The organism is Methylobacterium longum, assembly GCF_022179385.1.
GTDB classification, from domain to species: Bacteria; Pseudomonadota; Alphaproteobacteria; order Rhizobiales; family Beijerinckiaceae; genus Methylobacterium; species Methylobacterium longum.
Genome location: NZ_BPQS01000002.1, coordinates 262524 through 280244, shown reverse-complemented (window position 1 = coordinate 280244; position 17721 = coordinate 262524). Strand labels below are relative to the sequence as shown.

Here is a 17721-nt window from a genome sequence, read left to right as displayed (position 1 = left end):
TGCCGATGACAGCCCCGATCGAATCCATCCGCAACTTCTCGATCGTCGCGCATATCGACCACGGCAAATCGACCCTGGCGGACCGGCTGATCCAGGCCACCGGCACCGTCGCGCTGCGCGACATGAGCGAGCAGATGCTCGACTCGATGGATATCGAGAAGGAGCGCGGCATCACCATCAAGGCGCAGACCGTGCGCCTGGAATACAAGGCGCAGGACGGTCGCGACTACGTCCTGAACCTGATGGACACGCCCGGCCACGTCGACTTCGCGTACGAGGTGTCCCGCTCGCTCGCCGCCTGCGAGGGCTCGCTGCTGGTGGTCGACGCCTCCCAGGGGGTCGAGGCGCAGACGCTCGCCAACGTCTATCAGGCCCTCGACGCCAACCACGAGATCGTCCCGGTCCTCAACAAGGTCGACCTGCCGGCCGCCGAGCCCGACCGGGTGAAGGAGCAGATCGAGGAGGTGATCGGTCTCGACGCCTCTCAGGCCGTGCCGATCTCGGCCAAGACCGGGCTCAACATCGAGGCCGTGCTGGAGGCGATCGTCACGCGCCTGCCGGCGCCGAAAGGCAACCGCGACGCGCCGCTCAAGGCCCTGCTGGTGGACAGCTGGTACGACGCGTATCTCGGCGTCGTCGTGCTGGTGCGCGTCATCGACGGCACCCTCAAGAAGGGCATGACCATCCGCATGATGGGCGCCGACGCGGTCTACGGCGTGGACCGGATCGGCGTGTTCCGCCCGAAGATGGCCGATATCGACGCGCTGGGCCCGGGCGAGGTCGGCTTCTTCACCGGCTCGATCAAGGAGGTCGCCGACACCCGCGTCGGCGACACCATCACCGAGGACAAGCGCCAGACCACCGAGATGCTGCCGGGCTTCAAGGAGGTTCAGGCGGTGGTGTTCTGCGGCCTGTTCCCGGTGGACGCGGCCGAATTCGAGAACCTGCGCTCGGCCATGGGCCGTCTCCGGCTCAACGACGCCTCGTTCTCCTACGAGATGGAGAGTTCGGCGGCGCTCGGCTTCGGCTTCCGCTGCGGCTTCCTCGGTCTGCTGCACCTGGAGATCATCCAGGAGCGGCTGGAGCGGGAATTCAACCTCGACCTGATCTCGACGGCGCCCTCCGTCGTCTACCGGCTGCAGATGCGCGACGGCACCGTCAAGGAGCTGCACAACCCGGCCGACATGCCGGACGTGATGAAGATCGAGACGATCGAGGAGCCCTGGATCCGCGCCACGATCCTGACGCCGGACGAGTATCTCGGCGGCGTGCTCAAGCTCTGCCAGGACCGCCGCGGGGTCCAGATCGACCTCAACTACGTCGGCAAGCGCGCCATGGTGGTCTACGACCTGCCGCTCAACGAGGTGGTGTTCGACTTTTACGACCGGCTGAAGTCGATCTCGAAGGGCTACGCCTCGTTCGACTACCACGTCTCCGACTACCGCGAGGGCGACCTCGTGAAGATGTCGCTGCTGGTCAATGCGGAGCCGGTGGACGCCCTGTCGATGCTGGTCCACCGCACCCGCGCCGAATCCCGTGGCCGGGCCATGTGCGAGAAGCTGAAGGACCTGATCCCCCGCCACCTGTTCCAGATTCCGGTCCAGGCGGCGATCGGCGGCAAGATCATCGCCCGCGAGACGATCAAGGCCCTGTCCAAGGACGTCACCGCCAAGTGCTACGGCGGCGACATCTCGCGCAAGCGCAAGCTTCTGGACAAGCAGAAGGAAGGCAAGAAAAAGATGCGCCAGTTCGGGCGCGTCGAGATCCCCCAGGAGGCGTTCATCGCCGCCCTGAAGATGGACGATTGAGGCGAGGCGACCGGGATCGGCAGTCCGATCATGACGCGGCCCCTCCCCCCCCTCGGGGCGGGAGAGGCGCGGGGGCTATCCGGGCGGCAGCACGTCGATCTGGATCCCTGAGTAATAAGCCGCCAGATTGGCGATATCGGCGTCCGACAGCTCCTTCGCGACCACGTTCATGATCTCGTTCTGCCGCTTGCCGTCGCGGTACTCGGTGAGCGCCTTGACGAGGTAAGGCTCCACCTGCCCGGCGAGGTTCGGCGCCTCCGGCAGCTTCGAGAGTCCGTCCATCCCGTGGCAGGTCTGGCAGGCGCTCGCGCGCTTCCGGCCTGCGCCCGCGTCGCCGGCCCGGGCCGAGAACGGGACGAGAATGGCGGCGAGGAGGAGGAGCGGGCGAATCATCGGGCGGGCTCGGGATGGGGTCCAGGTTACGCGCATTCGGACGGGCCGAGTCGGGGACGCGGGCTCCCCCTCCCGCACGGGAGAGGAGGCGCGTCGGGCCTGTCCGCAACCCGGGCGCCCCTCTTTTGGAGAGGCGCCCCGTCACAAAAACTACTTCTCGTAAGAGATCCGGTAGATCGCCCCGGCGGAATCGTCGGAGACCAGCAGCGAGCCGTCGAGCATCACCGCCACGTCCACCGGACGGCCGAGATACTCGCCGTCGCCGGTGAGCCAGCCCTCCGCGAACGGCTTCACCGACTCGATCTTCCCGTCGGCCCCGAGCTTGGCGAACATCACCCGGGCGCCCACCGGCTCGGTGCGATTCCAGGATCCGTGCTCGGCGATGAAAATCCCGCCCTTGTACTCCGCCGGGAACTGCTTGCCGGTGTAGAAGGTCATGCCGAGATCGGCCGCGTGGGGCGGCAATTCGGCCATCGGCGCGACCGCGTCGGCCGGCGGCGCCTGGTCCTTGTACTCGACCGTGCGGACGGAGCCGCCGCCGAACCACGGGAAACCGAAATTCTCGCCCGCCTTGGTGGCGTGATTCAGCTCGCCCGGCGGCTTGTCGTCGCCCATCCCGTCGACCTGATTGTCGGTGAACCAGAGCGACTTGTCGGTGGCGAAATCCATACCCACCGAGTTTCGGATACCGGTGGCGTAGACTTCGCGGTTCTTGCCGTCGGCGTCGATCCGGATGATGCCGCCGATGCCGACCTTCCTGTAGAGGTCCATCTTCTCGGCGGGCGGCACGTTGTAGGGCTGCCCGAGGGCGATATAGGTCTTCCCATCCGCGCCGACCCGGCAGACGCGGGCGGTGTGGTTGAAGCTCTCCTCGGCGGTGGGGATCAGCTCGCCCTGCTTGACCAGCACGCCGGCGGCCACGTCGGGGTTCTCGTAGAAGAACTCGGCGGCCGGGAAGGCGAGGACGCGGTTCTGCTCGACGACGGTCAGCACCCCGTCCTTCGAGAAGCAGACGCCGTTCGGGATCTTGAACTCGATGCCCGGCGCGAAGGCCCGGACCTCGTCGGCGACCCGGTCCTTGTCGCGGTCGGTGACCGTGTAGACCTTGCTCTTGCGCGTGCCGACGAACAGGACGCCGGCATTGGGGCCGACCGCGATGGCGCGGGCGTCCGGCACGACGGCGTAGAGGTCGATCTTGAAGCCGTCGGGCAGCTTGATCTTGCCGAGGTTCTTACGGATCGCGTCGGCGCGCCGGCCGGTCTGCGGGATTTCGGGGGCGGCCTGCGTGTTCGTGCTGTGGAAGCCCTGGAGCTTCTCCAGATCGTCCGTCTTGGCCTTGGTCTCCGCGGGGGCGGCGCCCTGCGCCAGCGCGGGTGCGGCGACGCCCGCCAGAAGCGCGGCGATGATCAGTGATCGCATCGTCAATGTTCCTCCCGGCCGCCCTTGAAGCTGGGGCTGTCCGGAAGCGGACGATAGAGGCGCGATCACGCGGAGCAAGCCGCATCGGTGACGCGGCCCGGGGCCTGTCGCCGGTCAGGCGACCTTGCGGGGCACGAGCCGCTCGCTGCCCAGCGCGGCCTGGGCGCCGGAGACGCCGGCCTCCGTGTATTCGGCGTCCTCGTTGACCTGCCAGACGTCGTGCCGGCGCCGCCCGCAGAGGATGTTCTCCACGGTCAGCATCGCGGTCATCATCGCGTGGTCCTGGTTGTTGTACTTGTGCATGCCGTTGCGGCCGACGAGGTGCAGGCTCGGGAAGTCCCGCTCCAGCTCCCGGCGCACGGTGGCGACGTGGCCGGCATACTCCTCGTCGTAGACCGGATAGGCCTTGGGTTGGCGGACCACGCAGGCATCGACCACATCGGCCGGGTCGATCAGGCCGATCTGCGCGATCTCCCGCTTGGCGAGATCGACCAAGTCGGCATCCGTGGCGTTCCACAGCCCGTCGCCCTCGAAGCAGAAATACTCGAGGCCGAGGCAGGTGTGGCCGTCGTCCGGCACCATCTCGGGCGACCAGGAGCGGAAGTTCTGCACGCGCCCAACCTTCACGGACGGGTCGTGGATGTAGATCCAGTTGTCGGGAAAGTCCGTGCGGGCCTTCGCGATGAGCGCCACGGTCAGGAAGTCGCGGTACTTCAGCGCCCGGGCGTTGAAGGTGCTGAGCGGCCGCGGCCGGATCGCGTCGATCAGGTCCCGCACCGGGGCCGACGAGACCACGTGGCGGGCCGTGAAGGTCTCGCGGGTGCCGTCGGCGCGGCGGGCCGCCACGGTCCAGATCCCGGTGCCGGGATCGTATCCAAGGGAATCGACGCCGCGGTCGAGGAGGACGCGTCCGCCCTGCGCGCGGACCTTGGCGGCGGCGGCCTCCCACATCATGCCCGGACCGCGCCGGGGATAGCGGAACGACTCGATCAGCGTCTTGATCACCGGTCCCCCGGCCCGGGCCGGCTTGCGCAGGCCGAGCGAGCGCTTCAGCCCGTCGCGGATCGCCGCGCCGAGGTCGAGCCCCTTGATCCGTTGCGCGGCCCAATCGGCCGAGATGGCGTCGCACGACATACCCCACACCTTCTCGGTGTAGGTCTTGAAGAAGATCGCGAACAGGCGCTCGCCGAACTGGTTGCGCACCCAGGCGTGGAAGGTCTTCGGGTCGGCCACCGGTCGCGCGCGAGCGTAGAGATAGGAGGCGAGGCAGGCGGCGCTGGTCAGGACGCCGAGGTTGCGCAGCGCCTCGAAGGCCTTCAGCGGGTAGGCGTAGTACCGGCCGCGATAGTAGATCCGCGACAGCCGCGGCCGCTCGATGAAGTCGTTCGGCAGGATCTCGTCCCAGAGATCGACCACCGCCTGCGACTTCGAGAAGAACCGGTGCCCGCCGATGTCGAACAGGTAGCCGTTGTGGGAGACCGTGCGCGAGATGCCCCCGACCTGGTCCGGATCCCGCTCGAGGACGATGACCGAGCGCCCCTGCTTCGACAGCAGGTAGGCGGCGGTGAGGCCCGCCGGCCCCGCGCCGATCACCAGCGTCTCGGTGTGGTGGCTCATCCCCGGCTCCGGCTGGCTGCGCGGCCGGAACGCGCCGCGGCGCGCCGGTTATCGCAAGGGGTGGTTAATGAACCGCGTCCCCGGGGATTGACCGGTCCTTAAGCGTAATCGCCGACACATCCCTCGGCGCCCGTCCGCGCCGCGCAGGAGATGCAGCCGATGCCGTCCGCGGTCGCCGTCATGCCGCACCGGATCGATCTCCGCATGATCCTGTGGGTGCTGTTCGCGCTCTGCCTCGCGACCATGCACCCGCCCGAGGTCGTCTGGGAGACGATCCGCCACCTGCGCGTGCCCGACACCGACGACGCCATGCGCCTCGTGGAGGTGCGCGACCTCCTCGCCGGCCAAGGCTGGTACGACAACGTCCAATCGCGCTTCCTCGCGCCCGCCGGCGTGCCGAGCCACTGGTCACGCCTCGTGGACGCCCCGATTGCCGGGCTGATCGCCGCGCTGACGCCGTTCCTCGGCGGGTTTCTCGCCCTGGGCGCGACGGCCGCGCTCTGGCCGTTCCTCCTGTTCGGGCTGTACTGCGTCGTCCTCTACCGCGGCACGGCCGCCAGCTTCGGCAGCCGCGCGGCGCTCCTGTCGATCCTCGTGGCCACCCAGTCCTTCGGGGTGAGCATCCAGTTCCAGCCCGGCCGCGTCGATCATCACAACGTGCAGATCCTGGCCATGCTGGGTCTGGCCTTCTGCATGATCCGCGGCGGCCTGCGCGCCGGCCTCGTCGGCGGAGTCCTCGCGGCGCTGTCGCTGGCGGTGGGGCTGGAGGGCCTGCCCGCCGTGGCCCTCGGAGCCCTGTACCTGACCGCCGACTGGTGCCTGCGCGGGCGCCCGGCCCTGTCGGCCCTGGGGGGCTTCGGGCTTGCCCTGGGGATCGCCGCTCCCCTCCTGTTCGCGCTTCAGACCGCCCCCAACCTCTGGACGGCGCCGCGTTGCGACGCCCTCTCGGCGCCCTGGCTGTGGCTGACCTCCGGCGGATTCGCCCTCGCGGTCGCGGCCCTGATCCTGGCGCCCCGCCTCGCCACGGTCCAGGGGCGGATCGCCCTCGCGGGCCTCAGCGGCGCCATCCTGCTCGCCGGATTCGCGAGCGCCTTCCCGCTCTGCCTCGGCGGCCCCTTCCCCGACATGCCGGAGCTTGTGCGGACCCACTGGCTGCTCACGGTCAACGAGATGTCCTCCGTGCCCAAATTTGTGGCGCGGGGGCAATGGGAGGTCCTGGTCTTCTACCCGGCGGCCCTGCTGGCGTGCCTGACCGCCACCGGGAAGGCGTGGCGCGGCCCGGCCCGGCGGGCGTGGTCGATCATCGCCCTGTTCCTGTGGCCGGGCCTGATCCTCGGCGTCTTCCAGTTCCGCGGCCTCTACATCGCCTCCGGCTTCGTGCCGCTCGTGGCCGGCGCGGTGATCGACCGGGCCCTCACGGGCGCGGGTGAGCCGGCCGCGGGGGCGCGGCGCTGGGGGAGCCTCGCGCTGAGCTGCGGCCTCGTCAGCACCCTCTGGATGGTGCCGGCGGCCCTCGCCGAAATCCTGGCTCCCGCCTCGCGCACGGCCACCGATCCCGGGGGGGCGATCGCCTGCCAGAGCGAGGCGGCGCTGCGCCCCCTGGCGGCGCTTCCGCCGGGGACCGTCTTGGCGCCGATTCTCATGGGGCCGACCATCCTGTTGCGCACGCCCCACCGGATCGTCGCCGCCCCCTATCACCGGGCCATCCCGGGCCTCACCGCCGCCATCGAGGGCCTCGGCGGCACCGAGGCGGACCTCGACCGGGTGCTGCGCGACTTCGGGGTCGGCTACCTCGTCGCCTGCCCGGATCGCCCGGCCGACGACCTCCAGGCCGAGCCCGCCTTCGCGACGCGGCTCGCCCGCGGGACCGCACAGTCGGACCGGCTGCAGGCGCTGGACCTGCCCGGCCCGCTGAAGGTTTGGCGGGTGGTGCCCCGATCGAGCCCGTGACGGCCACGGGGGGCCGCCGCACCACCGTGACGACGGACGTTTGTGCCTCCCCGCAGGAGCCGGAGCGCGGCGAACGCCTCGCAGAACGGCGGAGAATATCGCCGATCACGAGAACTCTCCGGCGTCCCGGGCGCAGCCAAGCGAGGCTGTGCGGCGCGACATCGTCATCGGGGAAGCAGATCCGGACCGCGGTGCCGTGGCCGTCGCGGGAGGGCCGCCGATCCGCCCTCACGCCTCCAGAACGGTGCGACCGGTCAGAGCAGGCGGCGGTCCAGGCGGATGATGCGGCAGGGATCGCCAGCCCGCGCGGCGGGCTCGTGGGGCGCGCGGATCAGCAGCGCCTCGGCGCGGCCGAGGACAGCCAGCATTGAGGAATCCTGCCGCTGCTCCGGATCCGCCACCGGGAGCCGGCCCGGCGCGTTCGTGAGGCTCGCCCGCATGTAGTCGGCCCGTCCGTCATTGGCCGGGAGGTCGCGGCCGAGCGTCGCCGGCTCGCTGCGGTCGGCGCCGGCCTGGGGATCCCCCTGGAGCGCGCGGATCGCCGGCACCACGAAGAGCAGCCCGCAGACGATGGACGAGACCGGGTTGCCCGGCAGTCCGATCACCAGCATGTCGCCGAGGCGGCCGTGCATCAGCGGCTTGCCGGGCCGGAGCGCCACGCGCCAGAAACCGAGTTCCAGCCCCTCGCGGGCAAGCGCCGCCTGGACGAGGTCGTGATCACCGACCGACGCCCCGCCCAGCGTCACCAGCAGGTCGGCCCGTGCCGCCCGCGCGCGCCGGAACGCGTCCTCCAGTGCGCCGTGATCGTCGGCCGCGATGCCGAGATCGAGGATCTCGGCCCCCGCCTCGGCGGCGAGCGCGGCCAGCGCGAGGCCGTTCGAGGCGACGATCTGGTCCCAGGCCGGCTCGGCGCCCGGCTCAACCAGTTCGTCCCCGGTGGCGAGGATCGCCACGCGCGGTTTGCGCCGCACGGACAGGCGCGGATGGCCTGCCGCGGCGGCGAGGGCGAGGCGCCGGGCATCAAGGCTCATCCCCGCCGCCAGCAGGGTCTCGCCCGCGGAGAAATCCAGTCCGGCGCGCCGGATGAAGCGGTTCGGCTCCACCGGCTCCACGACATGGACGGCGCCGCCGTCGGCCCGCGCGTCTTCCTGGATGAGGATCGCGTCCGCGCCCCGAGGCACGGGGGCGCCAGTGAAGATCCGCACCGCCTCGCCGGCCCCGAGCGATCCGCCGAAGCCGTGACCGGCCGCGCTGGTGCCGATGAGCCGCAGGCGCGCGCCTTCCACGCCTGCATCGGCGCTGCGGACCGCGTAGCCGTCCATGGCGGAGGCGGGAAACGGTGGCTGCGTGCGCGTGGCGACGACGTCGGCCGCGAGCGTCCGCCCGGCGGCCTGCGGCAGCGGCACCGTCTCCGATCCCAGCGGGGCGGCGACGCTCGCCAGGACCCGGTTCAACGCCTCGGCGACCGGGATCAGGCCGCTCATGCGGCCGGAGCCCGGTAGGCGCCGGAGCGGCCGCCATCCTTGGCGGTGAGGCGGATGCCCTCGATCCGCATGCCGCGATCCACCGCCTTCACCATGTCGTAGACCGTCAGGCACGCCACCGAGACCGCCGTCAGCGCCTCCATCTCGACGCCGGTCGGCCCCTGGACCCGCACCTCGGCGGCGATGCGCAGGCCGGGCAGCGCATCGTCCAGCTCGATCGCGACGCGCACCTTCGAGAGCAGCAGCGGGTGGCAGAGGGGAATCAATTCGTGCGTGCGCTTGGCCGCCATGATGCCGGCGAGGCGGGCCGTGCCGATCACGTCGCCCTTCTTGGCGTCGCCCTCGCGGATCAGCGCCAGCGTCTCGGGCTGCATCACGATGCAGCCCTCCGCCCGGGCGGCCCGGTCGGTGGCGGGCTTTTCAGTGACGTCGACCATGTTGGCCGCGCCGCTGGTATCGAGGTGGGTGAGCGTCGCGCCCGGCTGCATCGCTCAGCCCTTCATCTTGGCCTTGCCGCCCTTGACGTCCGCACCCCCGCCCTCGGCGTCGCCGAAGAGCAGCGCGCGGGTCGCCCGGGTGACGTCCGCCTGTCGCATCAGGCTCTCGCCGACCAGCACCACGCCGAGGCCGTTCTCGCGGAGCCGCGTCACGTCCGCGTGGCCGCCGATGCCGCTCTCCGCGACGGCGATCCGATCCTGCGGGATCCCGGCGCCGAGGCGGATCGCGGTGTCGAACGACACCTCGAACGTCTTGAGGTTGCGGTTGTTGATCCCGATCAGGGCGGTCCCGAGCGGGATCGCCCGCGCGAGCTCGGCCTCGTCGTGCACCTCGACGAGGACGTCCATCCCGAGGAGATGGGCGGTGGCGACGAGGTCGACGGCCTCGTCGTCGTCCAGGCAGGCCATGATCACGAGGATGCAATCGGCGCCCCAGGCCCGGGCCTCGTAGACTTGGTAGGGCTCGAACAGGAAGTCCTTGCGCAGCACCGGTAGCCCGCAGGCGGCGCGCGCCTGGGTCAGGTATTCCGGCCGTCCCTGGAACGAGGGCTCGTCGGTGAGCACCGACAGGCAGGTGGCCCCCCCCGCCTCGTAGGCGGCGGCCAGAGCAGCGGGGTCGAAGTCGGCGCGGATCAGGCCCTTGGACGGGGAGGCCTTCTTCACCTCGGCGATGAGCGCCGGCCGCCCCTCCCCGAGATGGGACCGGATCGCCGCCGCGAAGCCCCGCACCGGCTTGGCGTCCGCCACCTTGCGTTCGAGCTTGGCGAGGGGCACCCGCAACTTCGCCTCGGCGATCTCGCGGCGCTTGTAGGCCTCAATCCGAGCCAGCACGTTCGGCCGCTCGGTCGGCGCCTCGGTCCGCGTCCCGGTGGCGGTGCCCTGCGTCGCTTCCTGCGACGCCCCTTGCGTGATCGCGCTCATCGGCCCTCCTGCCCGTTGGAGTGGTCGTTCGAAGCCCGGACCAATCGGGTCAGCGTCGCCCGGGCCGCCCCGGAATCGACGGCATCCTGCGCCCGCGCGAGCCCGTCCGCCAGCGTTGCGGCGGCCCCCGCGACGACGAGTGCGGCCCCTGCGTTGAGAACCGCGATGTCCCGGTAGGCGTTGCGCGCACCCGCCAGGACGGCCTCCAGCGCCCGGGCGTTGTCGGGCGGGTCGCCGCCGCGCAGCTCCTCGGGCCTGCGCAGGGCGAGCCCGAACTCCTTCGGATCGATGGTGAACCGGGAGATCCGCCCCTCTTCCAGGGCGACGACCCGCGTCGGGCCCGTGACGGTGATCTCGTCGAGGCCGTCCGAGCCGTGGACGGTCCAGACCCGGCGGCTGCCGAGTTCCCCGAGCACCCGCGTCAGCGGTTCGGCGAGCGCCTCCTGGGCCACGCCGAAGAGCTGATAGGCCACGCCGGCCGGATTGCTGAGGGGACCCAGCAGGTTGAAGATGGTCCGCACGGGCAGTTCGGAGCGCACCGCCGCCACGTGGCGCATCGCCGGATGGTGGGCCTGCGCGAACAGGAAGCAGAGGCCGGCCTCGTCGAGGCAGCGCGCCTGTCCCGCGGCGTCGAGTCCGAGCCGCACGCCCAGGGCGGCCAGCACGTCGGCGGCGCCGGAGCGCGAGGTCGCGGCGCGGTTGCCGTGCTTGGCCACCGGCACGCCGCAGGCGGCCACCAGGATCGCCGCGAGGGTCGAGACGTTGACGCTGCCGGAATGGTCGCCGCCGGTGCCGACCACGTCGACCGCGTTCTCCGGCGCCCGGATCCGGCTCATGCGGGCCCGCATGGCTTCGGCGGCGCCGACGATCTCCTCGACGGACTCGCCGCGCACCTTGAGGGCGGTCAGGAACGCGCCGGCCTGAACGGGCGTCACCTCGCCCGACAGCAAGTCGTCGAAGGCCGCGCGCGCCTCGGCGCGGTCGAGGGCGAAGCCCCCGGCGACCTTCGCGAGATGGGGTCTGAAACTGTCCATGCGCTCTGCCGGAAGGCCTCGTCGGCCGCCGGGCGTCAATGCACGCCGGCGCGGCTCCTGTCACGCGCCGCGTTCCAGGCGGCGGCGAGATCGAGGAAGTTCTTCACGATCTCCGGGCCGTGCTGCGAGCGGATGCTCTCCGGGTGGAACTGGACGCCGTGAAGCGGCCGCTCGGCGTGCTCCAGACCCATGATCAGCCCGTCCGCCTCGGCGGTGACCCGGAGCGTCTCCGGGCAGCTCGCCCGGTCGACCACCAGGGAATGGTAACGCGTCGCCTCGAAGCTGTCGTTCAGGCCGCGGAACAGGCCGCTGGCACCGTGGCGTATGGTCGAGACCTTGCCGTGCAGCGGCAGCGGCGCCCGCACCACGTCGCCCCCGAAGGCCTGCCCGATCGCCTGGAGCCCGAGGCAGACGCCGAAGATCGGGATGTCTTGCGAGAGTTCGCGCACCACATCCAGGCACACGCCGGCCTCGTTGGGTGTGCACGGCCCCGGGGAGAGCACGATCGCGTCCGGCGCCTTGGCGCGGATCTCGGGGACGGTGAGCGCGTCGTTGCGCACGACATCGATCGCGCCGCAGAGCGGGCCGATGAGATGGACCAGATTCCACGTGAAGGAATCGTAGTTGTCGATGACGAGGATGTTGGACATCGCGGCGGCACGCTCGGGCATGGGGGCGATGTGACCGGTCGGGAAGAAGCGGTCAACTGCGCGCGGCACGACCCGGGCTCCCGGCCCCCCCCGGCGCTTGCGTCCGCGACAGATCCGGGAGCCTGCCCCGGACTACTGCCCCCGTTTCGCCTGCGCGGCGAACCGCACCGCCTCCTCGGCCGCCCGGAACAGCGCCTTGGCCTTGTTGACGCATTCCTGCTGCTCGGAGGCCGGATCGGAATCGTACACGATCCCGGCCCCGGCCTGGACGTGCATCCGCCCGTCCTTCACCAGGGCGGTGCGGAGGACGATGCAGGTGTCCATCTCGCCGCGCGCGCCGAAATAGCCGATGCAGCCCGCGTAGGGTCCGCGCTTCTCGCGCTCCAGCTCGTCGATGATCTCCATGGCTCGCACCTTCGGGGCGCCGGAGACCGTGCCGGCCGGGAAACCCGCCGCCAGGGCGTCGAGGGGGTCGTGACGCGGGTCGAGGTCGCCCTCGACGTTCGACACGATGTGCATCACCTGGCTGTAGCGCTCGATGAAGAACGAGTCGGTCACCCGCACGCTGCCGATGCGGGAGACGCGGCCGGCATCGTTGCGGCCGAGATCGAGCAGCATCAGGTGCTCCGCCCGCTCCTTCGGATCGGCGAGGAGTTCCGCCGCGAGCGCCGCATCCTCGGCCGGGGTCGCGCCGCGGCGACGGGTGCCCGCGATGGGCCGGACCGTGACGGTGCCCTCGCGCACCCGCACCAGGATCTCCGGCGAGGAGCAGACGATCTGGAAGGCCTCGAAGTCGAGGTAGCACAGGAACGGCGCCGGGTTGGTGCGCCGGAGCGAGCGGTACAGGCTGAAGGCGGGCAGGGTGAACGGCGCCGAGAACCGCTGGGACAGCACCACCTGGAACACGTCGCCCGCAACGATGTACTCCTTGGCCCGCGCCACCATGGCGAAGAAGTCGTCCGGTGGCGTGTTGGAAACCGGCTCGGGATGCGCCACCGCCGAGAGGTCGATCCGCGCCTCGATAGGCAGGGGACTTTCGAGGGCCGCCGCGACCCGGTCGAGGCGCTGGAGGGCATGCTCGTGGGCCGCCCGCGCGGCGACGCCCGGATCGGGCCGCACCGGCGAGACCACGGTGATCACGTCGCGGATGGAATCGAACACCACCATCACCCGCGGCCGGATCAGGATCGCGTCCGGCACGCCGAGGGGATCCGGGTTCGGCTCCGGGAGCCGCTCCATGGCGCGGACCATGTCGTAGCCGAGATAGCCGAACAGGCCGGCGGCCATGGGCGGCAGGTCCGCATCCGCAGGGTCGCCGATGGCGCTCTCGGCGATCAGCGCCCGCAGGCTCGCCAGGGGCGCGCGGTCATCCGGTTCGAAATGCGTCAGGTCGGTACCGCGGGCGATGGCGGGCGCCCCGTCCCGGCATCGCCACACGAGGTCCGGATCGAGCCCGATCATCGAGTAGCGGCCGCGCACGGCGCCGCCCTCGACCGATTCGAGCAGGAACGCCGAACCCGCGTGCCGGGCGCGCAGCTTCAGGAACGCCGCGACCGGCGTTTCCAGATCCGCTACCAGGGTCAGCGCCACGAGGCCCGGCTGCCCGGCCTCGTAGCGCGCCGCGAAGGCCGCGTAATCGGGCGCCTCGGCCATGCCTCAGTACTCGCCGCCCAGCGCCCGGCGCAGGGCCGCCGCGTCGACCTTCACGCCCGCGTTCTTCTGGACCTCGCCGATGTACTCCGACAGCACGTCGTCGGCGAGCGCCGCCTGGAAGCTCTGCGTGATCTGCCGGTCGCTCGGGCTGTCGGCCACGAAGGCCGGCATCGTCGCCGCCGTGACCTTGAACACCGCCCGGGAATCGCCCGCCGCCGCCGAGCCGGCCTTGCCCACCGGGGTCGCAAAGATCAGGTTCACGTCGTCGGCGGTGAGCATGTCCCGGGCCTGGTTGCGCGCGAGATCCTGCGCCTCCTGCGGGTTGACGCCGACCTCCTGGGCCACGGCCTCGATGGTCTCGCCCTTGTTGAGCTTCTCGGCCAATTCGCGGCCCTTGGCCTGCAGGCGCTTGGCGATCTCGGCGGCGGTCCAGCCAGCCTTCACCCCGTCCTTCACCACATCGAGCGGCTTGTCGTGCGCCGGGTCGATGTTGGTGACGTCGTACCAGACGTAGCCGCCGGCCTTCGTGCGCAGGGGCTCGTTGTCGCCGCCGATCTCGGCGCGGAACAGGGCCGGCAGGGTGGTGTCGGGATCGGGTATGTCGGCGACCTTCCGGCCCTCCGGATCCTTGCCCTGCGAGTCGACGGCCTTCACGCCCACGAGCGTGAGGCTGCGTTCGGCAGCGATGTCGGTGAGCGGCTTGGCACCGGCGCGCTGGTCCTCGATGGCGTCCCGGGTCGTCTCCATGGCGTCCCGGGCCCGGGCCAGCGCCAGCCCCTTGCGGATCTCGCCCTCGACCTGCTCGAAGGGCTTCACGGTCCCGGACTCGATCTTGGTCACCCGCAGAAGCACCGTTCCGAACCGGCCCTGGACCGGCTGGCTCACGCCGCCCTCGGGCAGCGCGAAGGCGGCATCCGCCACGGCCTTGTCGAACAGCTCGCTCTTGGTCAGCGTGCCGAGCGTGAGATCCTTCTCGTCGGTGCCCCGCTCGGTCGCGACCGCGTCGAAGGTCTTGGAGCCGTCCTCGATCGCCTTGCGGGCGGCCTCGGCGGCGGCGGCGTCGGGGAAGACGATCTGCTGGATCGTGCGCTTCTCCGGGCTGCCGTAGCGATCCTTGTTCAGCGCGTAGGCGGCGCGGGCGTCGGCCTCCGTGATGGCGTCGGGCTTCGCCATCGCCTCGGGGTCGACGACCAGGAGATTGGCGGACCTGAACTCGGGCGCGCGGAAGCCCGACTTGTTGGCCTCATACCAGGTCTTCAGCTCCTCGTCGGTCGGATCCGGAATCTGGCCGGCCGTGGAGGGCGTCAGCATCAGGTAGGCGGCGGCCCGGCGCTCGGTGGTGTAGCGGTGGACGGCCTCCCGCATGGCCCCGGGCACGTGCAGATCGGACGACACGGCCTCGGCGAGCTGGAGGCGGGCGATCACGGAGCGCTGCTCGCGCACGAACATGCCCTCGTTCAGGCCCGCCCGCTGCAACGTCTGGTAGAAGAGCTGCGAGTCGAACTGACCTTGCGCGTTCTGGAAGCTCTTCTCGTCGTGGATCGCCCGGATCACCGAGGCGTCCGGCACGGCGAGGCCGAGATCGTGCGTCTTCTGATCGAGGGCGGCCTCGGTGATCAGCTGGGACATCACCTGCCGGTCGAGGCCGAGCATCCGCGCCTGATCCGGCGTGAGCGCCCGCTTCAGCTGCGTCTGATAGCGCTGCAACTGGTTCTGATAGGCTTGGCGCACCTGCTCGGTGGTGATCGGCGTGCTGCCGACCGTCGCCACCCTGTTGCTGGAGCCGCCCCGGAAGAACTCCTCGACGCCGAAGATCCCCACGCCCGCGATCAGCAGGGCGAAGATGATCGTCAGGATGATCTTGCCGAGCCAGTGCTGGCTGGCGTTGCGGATGCCCTGAAGCATGGTCTGTGATCGAATACCTGCGGCGGCCGTCCCGTCGCCGGGCCGGCGGAATCCTTGAGAGCGGACCGCGATAGACCATTCGCGTCCACAGGCAAAGGCTTGGGCGTTCCGCACCTGTTTGCGCGCTCAAGCTCGCTCTGGTAGGCCCCGGCGACTTCTGAAAAGCCGCGGCGGAGCGAGGGCAGGAATGACGCAGTCGGGGCGCAGGCCGCTGGTCGCCGGCAATTGGAAGATGAACGGCACGCGTGCGTCGATCTCGGTGGTCGAGACGATCCGCGACCGGCTGGCACCGGACCTCGCCGCCCGCATCGACGTGCTGATCTGCCCCCCCGCGACGCTGATCAGTTCCTGCGTGGCCGCCGCCGCGGGCTCGCCCATCGCCATCGGCGGACAGAACCTGCACGCCCGCGAGAGCGGCGCCTTCACGGGCTCGATCTCGGCCGAGATGCTCGCCGATCTCGGCGCCAGCTACGTGATCGTGGGCCATTCCGAGCGGCGGGCCTACCACCACGAGACCGACGACGGCGTCCACGCCAAGGCGCTCGGCGCCCGGCGCGCCGGCCTGTGCGGCATCATCTGCGTGGGCGAGACCATCGAGGAGCGCGAGCAGGGCCGCGCCCTCGACATCGTCCGCGCCCAACTCGCCATCGGCCTGCCGAAGGGCGCGAAGGCGGCCGACACGGTGATCGCCTACGAGCCGGTCTGGGCGATCGGCTCGGGCCGCACGCCGACCCCGCGCGACATCGCCGAGGTCCACGCGTCGCTGCGCGAGATGCTGGACAAGCTCGTGGGCGACGAGGCGCAGAAGATCCGGATCCTCTACGGCGGCTCGGTGAAGCCCGGCAACGCCCGCGAACTCCTGTCGGTGGACAATGTCGACGGCGCGCTGGTCGGCGGCGCGAGCCTCGTGGCCGACGATTTCCTGGGGATCTGCGCCGCCTACGTGTGAGCGCGCGGACCGGTCGTCATCCCGGTCTCCGCTGCGCGGCCCGCGGACGGCGGTCGTTGCCTTAAATCCTGTGCATGGCGCGTCCCACGAAGTGGCGCGTCCCATGAAAATGGGATCCTGGCCGCGCGCAGCCCGCGGCATCGGGACCGGACGGAGGGCCGCACGCGACCTGCGGCGGTGGCGCGGCCGGACCGGTCCCTCGGCCCGCGAGGACCGGCGAACGCGGGCGGGCTCAGATCTTGAAGGCCTGACGGGCCAGCAGCCGCCAGCGGCCGCCGTCCCGGTGCCAGACCTGCATCACGCCGATATGCACGGGCGAGGTCTTGCCGTTCGCAATGCTCTCCCCGGTGAAGACGTGCCGGGCGATGGCGTCGTCGCCGACCACCGAGACCGACCGGTCCGACAGGGTGATGCTCGGGAAGCTGGCACGCTTGGTAGCCAGCGGCTCGATGAAGGCCGCCCTGTCCTGCACGAGCCCGCTGGAATGTCCGTAGCTCAGACCGTCATGGGTCAGCGCCTCGAGCGCCGGTCCATCCCCGGCGAGCAGGGCCTTGGTGAGGGCGTCGACCGCCTCCTCGACGGCAGCACCGCCCGGGTCGGCAGCCTGCCCGGGTCGCGTCCGCATCAGGACGGGTGCTGCAATGGCGGCGGCGAGCGCCGAACGGCGTGACACGGACATGATGCGGCTCCGGATACGGGGCGGCGCCTTCGATCGTCCGCCCTCCGGTGGACAGAGCACGGCGCGCGGCCGATGACGAGGGGCGGCAGGAACAGCGGGCCGGCGGCGTCAGGTTGGCGGCGGCGGACGGGTGGTGTATGGCGCTGGCAGAATTCCGGCCGACCCGCCCGCGGGTCGCAGGCGAAGATCTCCCGATCCGACAGGGAGACGGCGCAGGCGGCCCCGGGCTTCGGCCTTTGCGCCTCCGTCCGCCGGCTGTCCCAGCCGGCGCGCGGCGCTGAAGATCCCGGAACACCGATGCAGACCGTCCTGATCGTCGTCCACCTCATCATCGTGCTCGCGCTGATCGGCGTCGTGCTGCTTCAGCGCTCCGAGGGTGGCCTGGGCCTGGGCGGCGGCGGTGGCGGCGGAGTCGGGGGCTTCATGACCGGCCGCGGCCAGGCCAACGCCCTCACACGGGCGACCGCGATCCTGGCGGCGCTGTTCTTCACGACCAGCCTGGTCCTGGCGATCCTGTCGCATCGCTCGGCCGCGCCGAAATCGATTCTCGACACCGGCGCGCCGCAGACATCGGGCCAGCCCGCCAAGCAGCCGACCGGCGCCGACAACCTGCTCGACACGCTCCGCCAGCAGCAGGATCGGGTCCCGGCGACGGCCCCGGCCCAGCCGGCCGCTCCGGCCCAGCCCGCGGTTCCGGACGCGCCGCAGTCGCGCTGACGGCCCGCGCCCGGCGCGGCGCACCGTCTCACACGTCTTTCGACG

General features: G+C 71.1%; 15 protein-coding genes. 4 read left to right on the top strand and 11 right to left on the bottom strand.

Annotation, left to right across the window (positions count from 1 at the left end; genetic code table 11):
• Window positions 1–5 precede the first annotated feature (5 nt).
• The gene (gene lepA / locus MFF58_RS03165; protein WP_238285258.1) at window positions 6–1808 is read left to right on the top strand and encodes a translation elongation factor 4; all 1803 of its coding nucleotides are present in this window, start codon (window positions 6–8) and stop codon (window positions 1806–1808) included.
• Between the two features lie 75 nt (window positions 1809–1883).
• Here the strand turns inward: lepA and MFF58_RS03160 are convergent, their stop codons facing one another.
• From MFF58_RS03160 to MFF58_RS03150, 3 genes are all read right to left on the bottom strand, one after another.
• A complete protein-coding gene (locus tag MFF58_RS03160) occupies window positions 1884–2201 on the bottom strand; it encodes a c-type cytochrome (protein WP_238285253.1) in 318 nt (105 codons plus the stop codon).
• Between the two features lie 150 nt (window positions 2202–2351).
• Window positions 2352–3620 carry a PQQ-dependent sugar dehydrogenase gene (locus MFF58_RS03155; protein ID WP_238285252.1) on the bottom strand — a complete coding sequence of 423 codons (1269 nt, stop codon included), beginning with the start codon at window positions 3618–3620 and terminating at the stop codon, window positions 2352–2354.
• A gap of 114 nt (window positions 3621–3734) precedes the next feature.
• A complete protein-coding gene (locus MFF58_RS03150; protein WP_238285245.1) occupies window positions 3735–5237 on the bottom strand; it encodes an NAD(P)/FAD-dependent oxidoreductase in 1503 nt (500 codons plus the stop codon).
• A 159-nt stretch (window positions 5238–5396) separates the two neighbouring features.
• Here MFF58_RS03150 and MFF58_RS03145 point away from each other — a divergent pair, with 159 nt between their 5' ends.
• Window positions 5397–7187 carry a hypothetical protein gene (locus MFF58_RS03145; RefSeq protein WP_238285242.1) on the top strand — a complete coding sequence of 597 codons (1791 nt, stop codon included), beginning with the start codon at window positions 5397–5399 and terminating at the stop codon, window positions 7185–7187.
• Window positions 7188–7441: 254 nt separating this feature from the next.
• On the opposite strand, the gene MFF58_RS03140 is transcribed toward MFF58_RS03145, so the two are convergent.
• From MFF58_RS03140 to MFF58_RS03110, 7 genes are all read right to left on the bottom strand, one after another.
• Window positions 7442–8671, bottom strand: coding sequence for a molybdopterin molybdotransferase MoeA (locus MFF58_RS03140; protein WP_238285240.1), 1230 nt, complete (start codon window positions 8669–8671; stop codon window positions 7442–7444).
• On the bottom strand, window positions 8668–9159 hold the full coding sequence (gene moaC / locus MFF58_RS03135) for a cyclic pyranopterin monophosphate synthase MoaC (protein WP_238285238.1): 492 nt from the start codon (window positions 9157–9159) through the stop codon (window positions 8668–8670). The genes MFF58_RS03140 and moaC overlap by 4 nt, the downstream gene beginning before the upstream one ends.
• Before the next feature lie 3 nt (window positions 9160–9162).
• On the bottom strand, window positions 9163–10089 hold the full coding sequence (trpC, locus tag MFF58_RS03130; protein WP_238285236.1) for an indole-3-glycerol phosphate synthase TrpC: 927 nt from the start codon (window positions 10087–10089) through the stop codon (window positions 9163–9165).
• Window positions 10086–11123, bottom strand: coding sequence for an anthranilate phosphoribosyltransferase (gene trpD / locus MFF58_RS03125; protein WP_238285234.1), 1038 nt, complete (start codon window positions 11121–11123; stop codon window positions 10086–10088). The genes trpC and trpD overlap by 4 nt, the downstream gene beginning before the upstream one ends.
• A 35-nt stretch (window positions 11124–11158) precedes the next feature.
• Entirely contained in the window at window positions 11159–11773 is a 615-nt protein-coding gene (locus tag MFF58_RS03120; RefSeq protein ID WP_238285335.1) for an anthranilate synthase component II, read from the bottom strand.
• 132 nt (window positions 11774–11905) lie between these two features.
• Window positions 11906–13426 (bottom strand): anthranilate synthase component I, encoded by a 1521-nt coding sequence (gene trpE, locus MFF58_RS03115; RefSeq protein WP_238285232.1) that lies wholly within the window; start codon window positions 13424–13426, stop codon window positions 11906–11908.
• Between the two features lie 3 nt (window positions 13427–13429).
• Complete coding sequence (locus MFF58_RS03110) at window positions 13430–15331, bottom strand: peptidylprolyl isomerase (RefSeq protein ID WP_238285229.1); 1902 nt, start codon at window positions 15329–15331, stop codon at window positions 13430–13432.
• Between the two features lie 187 nt (window positions 15332–15518).
• Between MFF58_RS03110 and tpiA the strand changes: the two genes are divergently transcribed.
• Window positions 15519–16280 (top strand): triose-phosphate isomerase, encoded by a 762-nt coding sequence (tpiA, locus tag MFF58_RS03105; protein ID WP_238285228.1) that lies wholly within the window; start codon window positions 15519–15521, stop codon window positions 16278–16280.
• 232 nt (window positions 16281–16512) lie between these two features.
• Here the strand turns inward: tpiA and MFF58_RS03100 are convergent, their stop codons facing one another.
• A complete protein-coding gene (locus tag MFF58_RS03100; RefSeq protein ID WP_238285224.1) occupies window positions 16513–16959 on the bottom strand; it encodes a nuclear transport factor 2 family protein in 447 nt (148 codons plus the stop codon).
• 297 nt (window positions 16960–17256) lie between these two features.
• Between MFF58_RS03100 and secG the strand changes: the two genes are divergently transcribed.
• Entirely contained in the window at window positions 17257–17676 is a 420-nt protein-coding gene (secG, locus tag MFF58_RS03095) for a preprotein translocase subunit SecG (RefSeq protein ID WP_238285221.1), read from the top strand.
• Window positions 17677–17721 lie beyond the last annotated feature (45 nt).

Bases quoted from the DNA above. Each gene is read 5' to 3' on its own strand.
- lepA (WP_238285258.1), top strand. From the start codon at position 6: ATGACAGCCCCGATCGAATCCATCCGCAACTTCTCGATCGTCGCGCAT.
- MFF58_RS03160 (WP_238285253.1), bottom strand. From the start codon at position 2,201: ATGATTCGCCCGCTCCTCCTCCTCGCCGCCATTCTCGTCCCGTTCTCG.
- MFF58_RS03155 (WP_238285252.1), bottom strand. From the start codon at position 3,620: ATGCGATCACTGATCATCGCCGCGCTTCTGGCGGGCGTCGCCGCACCC.
- MFF58_RS03150 (WP_238285245.1), bottom strand. From the start codon at position 5,237: ATGAGCCACCACACCGAGACGCTGGTGATCGGCGCGGGGCCGGCGGGC.
- MFF58_RS03145 (WP_238285242.1), top strand. From the start codon at position 5,397: ATGCCGTCCGCGGTCGCCGTCATGCCGCACCGGATCGATCTCCGCATG.
- MFF58_RS03140 (WP_238285240.1), bottom strand. From the start codon at position 8,671: ATGAGCGGCCTGATCCCGGTCGCCGAGGCGTTGAACCGGGTCCTGGCG.
- moaC (WP_238285238.1), bottom strand. From the start codon at position 9,159: ATGCAGCCGGGCGCGACGCTCACCCACCTCGATACCAGCGGCGCGGCC.
- trpC (WP_238285236.1), bottom strand. From the start codon at position 10,089: ATGAGCGCGATCACGCAAGGGGCGTCGCAGGAAGCGACGCAGGGCACC.
- trpD (WP_238285234.1), bottom strand. From the start codon at position 11,123: ATGGACAGTTTCAGACCCCATCTCGCGAAGGTCGCCGGGGGCTTCGCC.
- MFF58_RS03120 (WP_238285335.1), bottom strand. From the start codon at position 11,773: ATGTCCAACATCCTCGTCATCGACAACTACGATTCCTTCACGTGGAAT.
- trpE (WP_238285232.1), bottom strand. From the start codon at position 13,426: ATGGCCGAGGCGCCCGATTACGCGGCCTTCGCGGCGCGCTACGAGGCC.
- MFF58_RS03110 (WP_238285229.1), bottom strand. From the start codon at position 15,331: ATGCTTCAGGGCATCCGCAACGCCAGCCAGCACTGGCTCGGCAAGATC.
- tpiA (WP_238285228.1), top strand. From the start codon at position 15,519: ATGACGCAGTCGGGGCGCAGGCCGCTGGTCGCCGGCAATTGGAAGATG.
- MFF58_RS03100 (WP_238285224.1), bottom strand. From the start codon at position 16,959: ATGTCCGTGTCACGCCGTTCGGCGCTCGCCGCCGCCATTGCAGCACCC.
- secG (WP_238285221.1), top strand. From the start codon at position 17,257: ATGCAGACCGTCCTGATCGTCGTCCACCTCATCATCGTGCTCGCGCTG.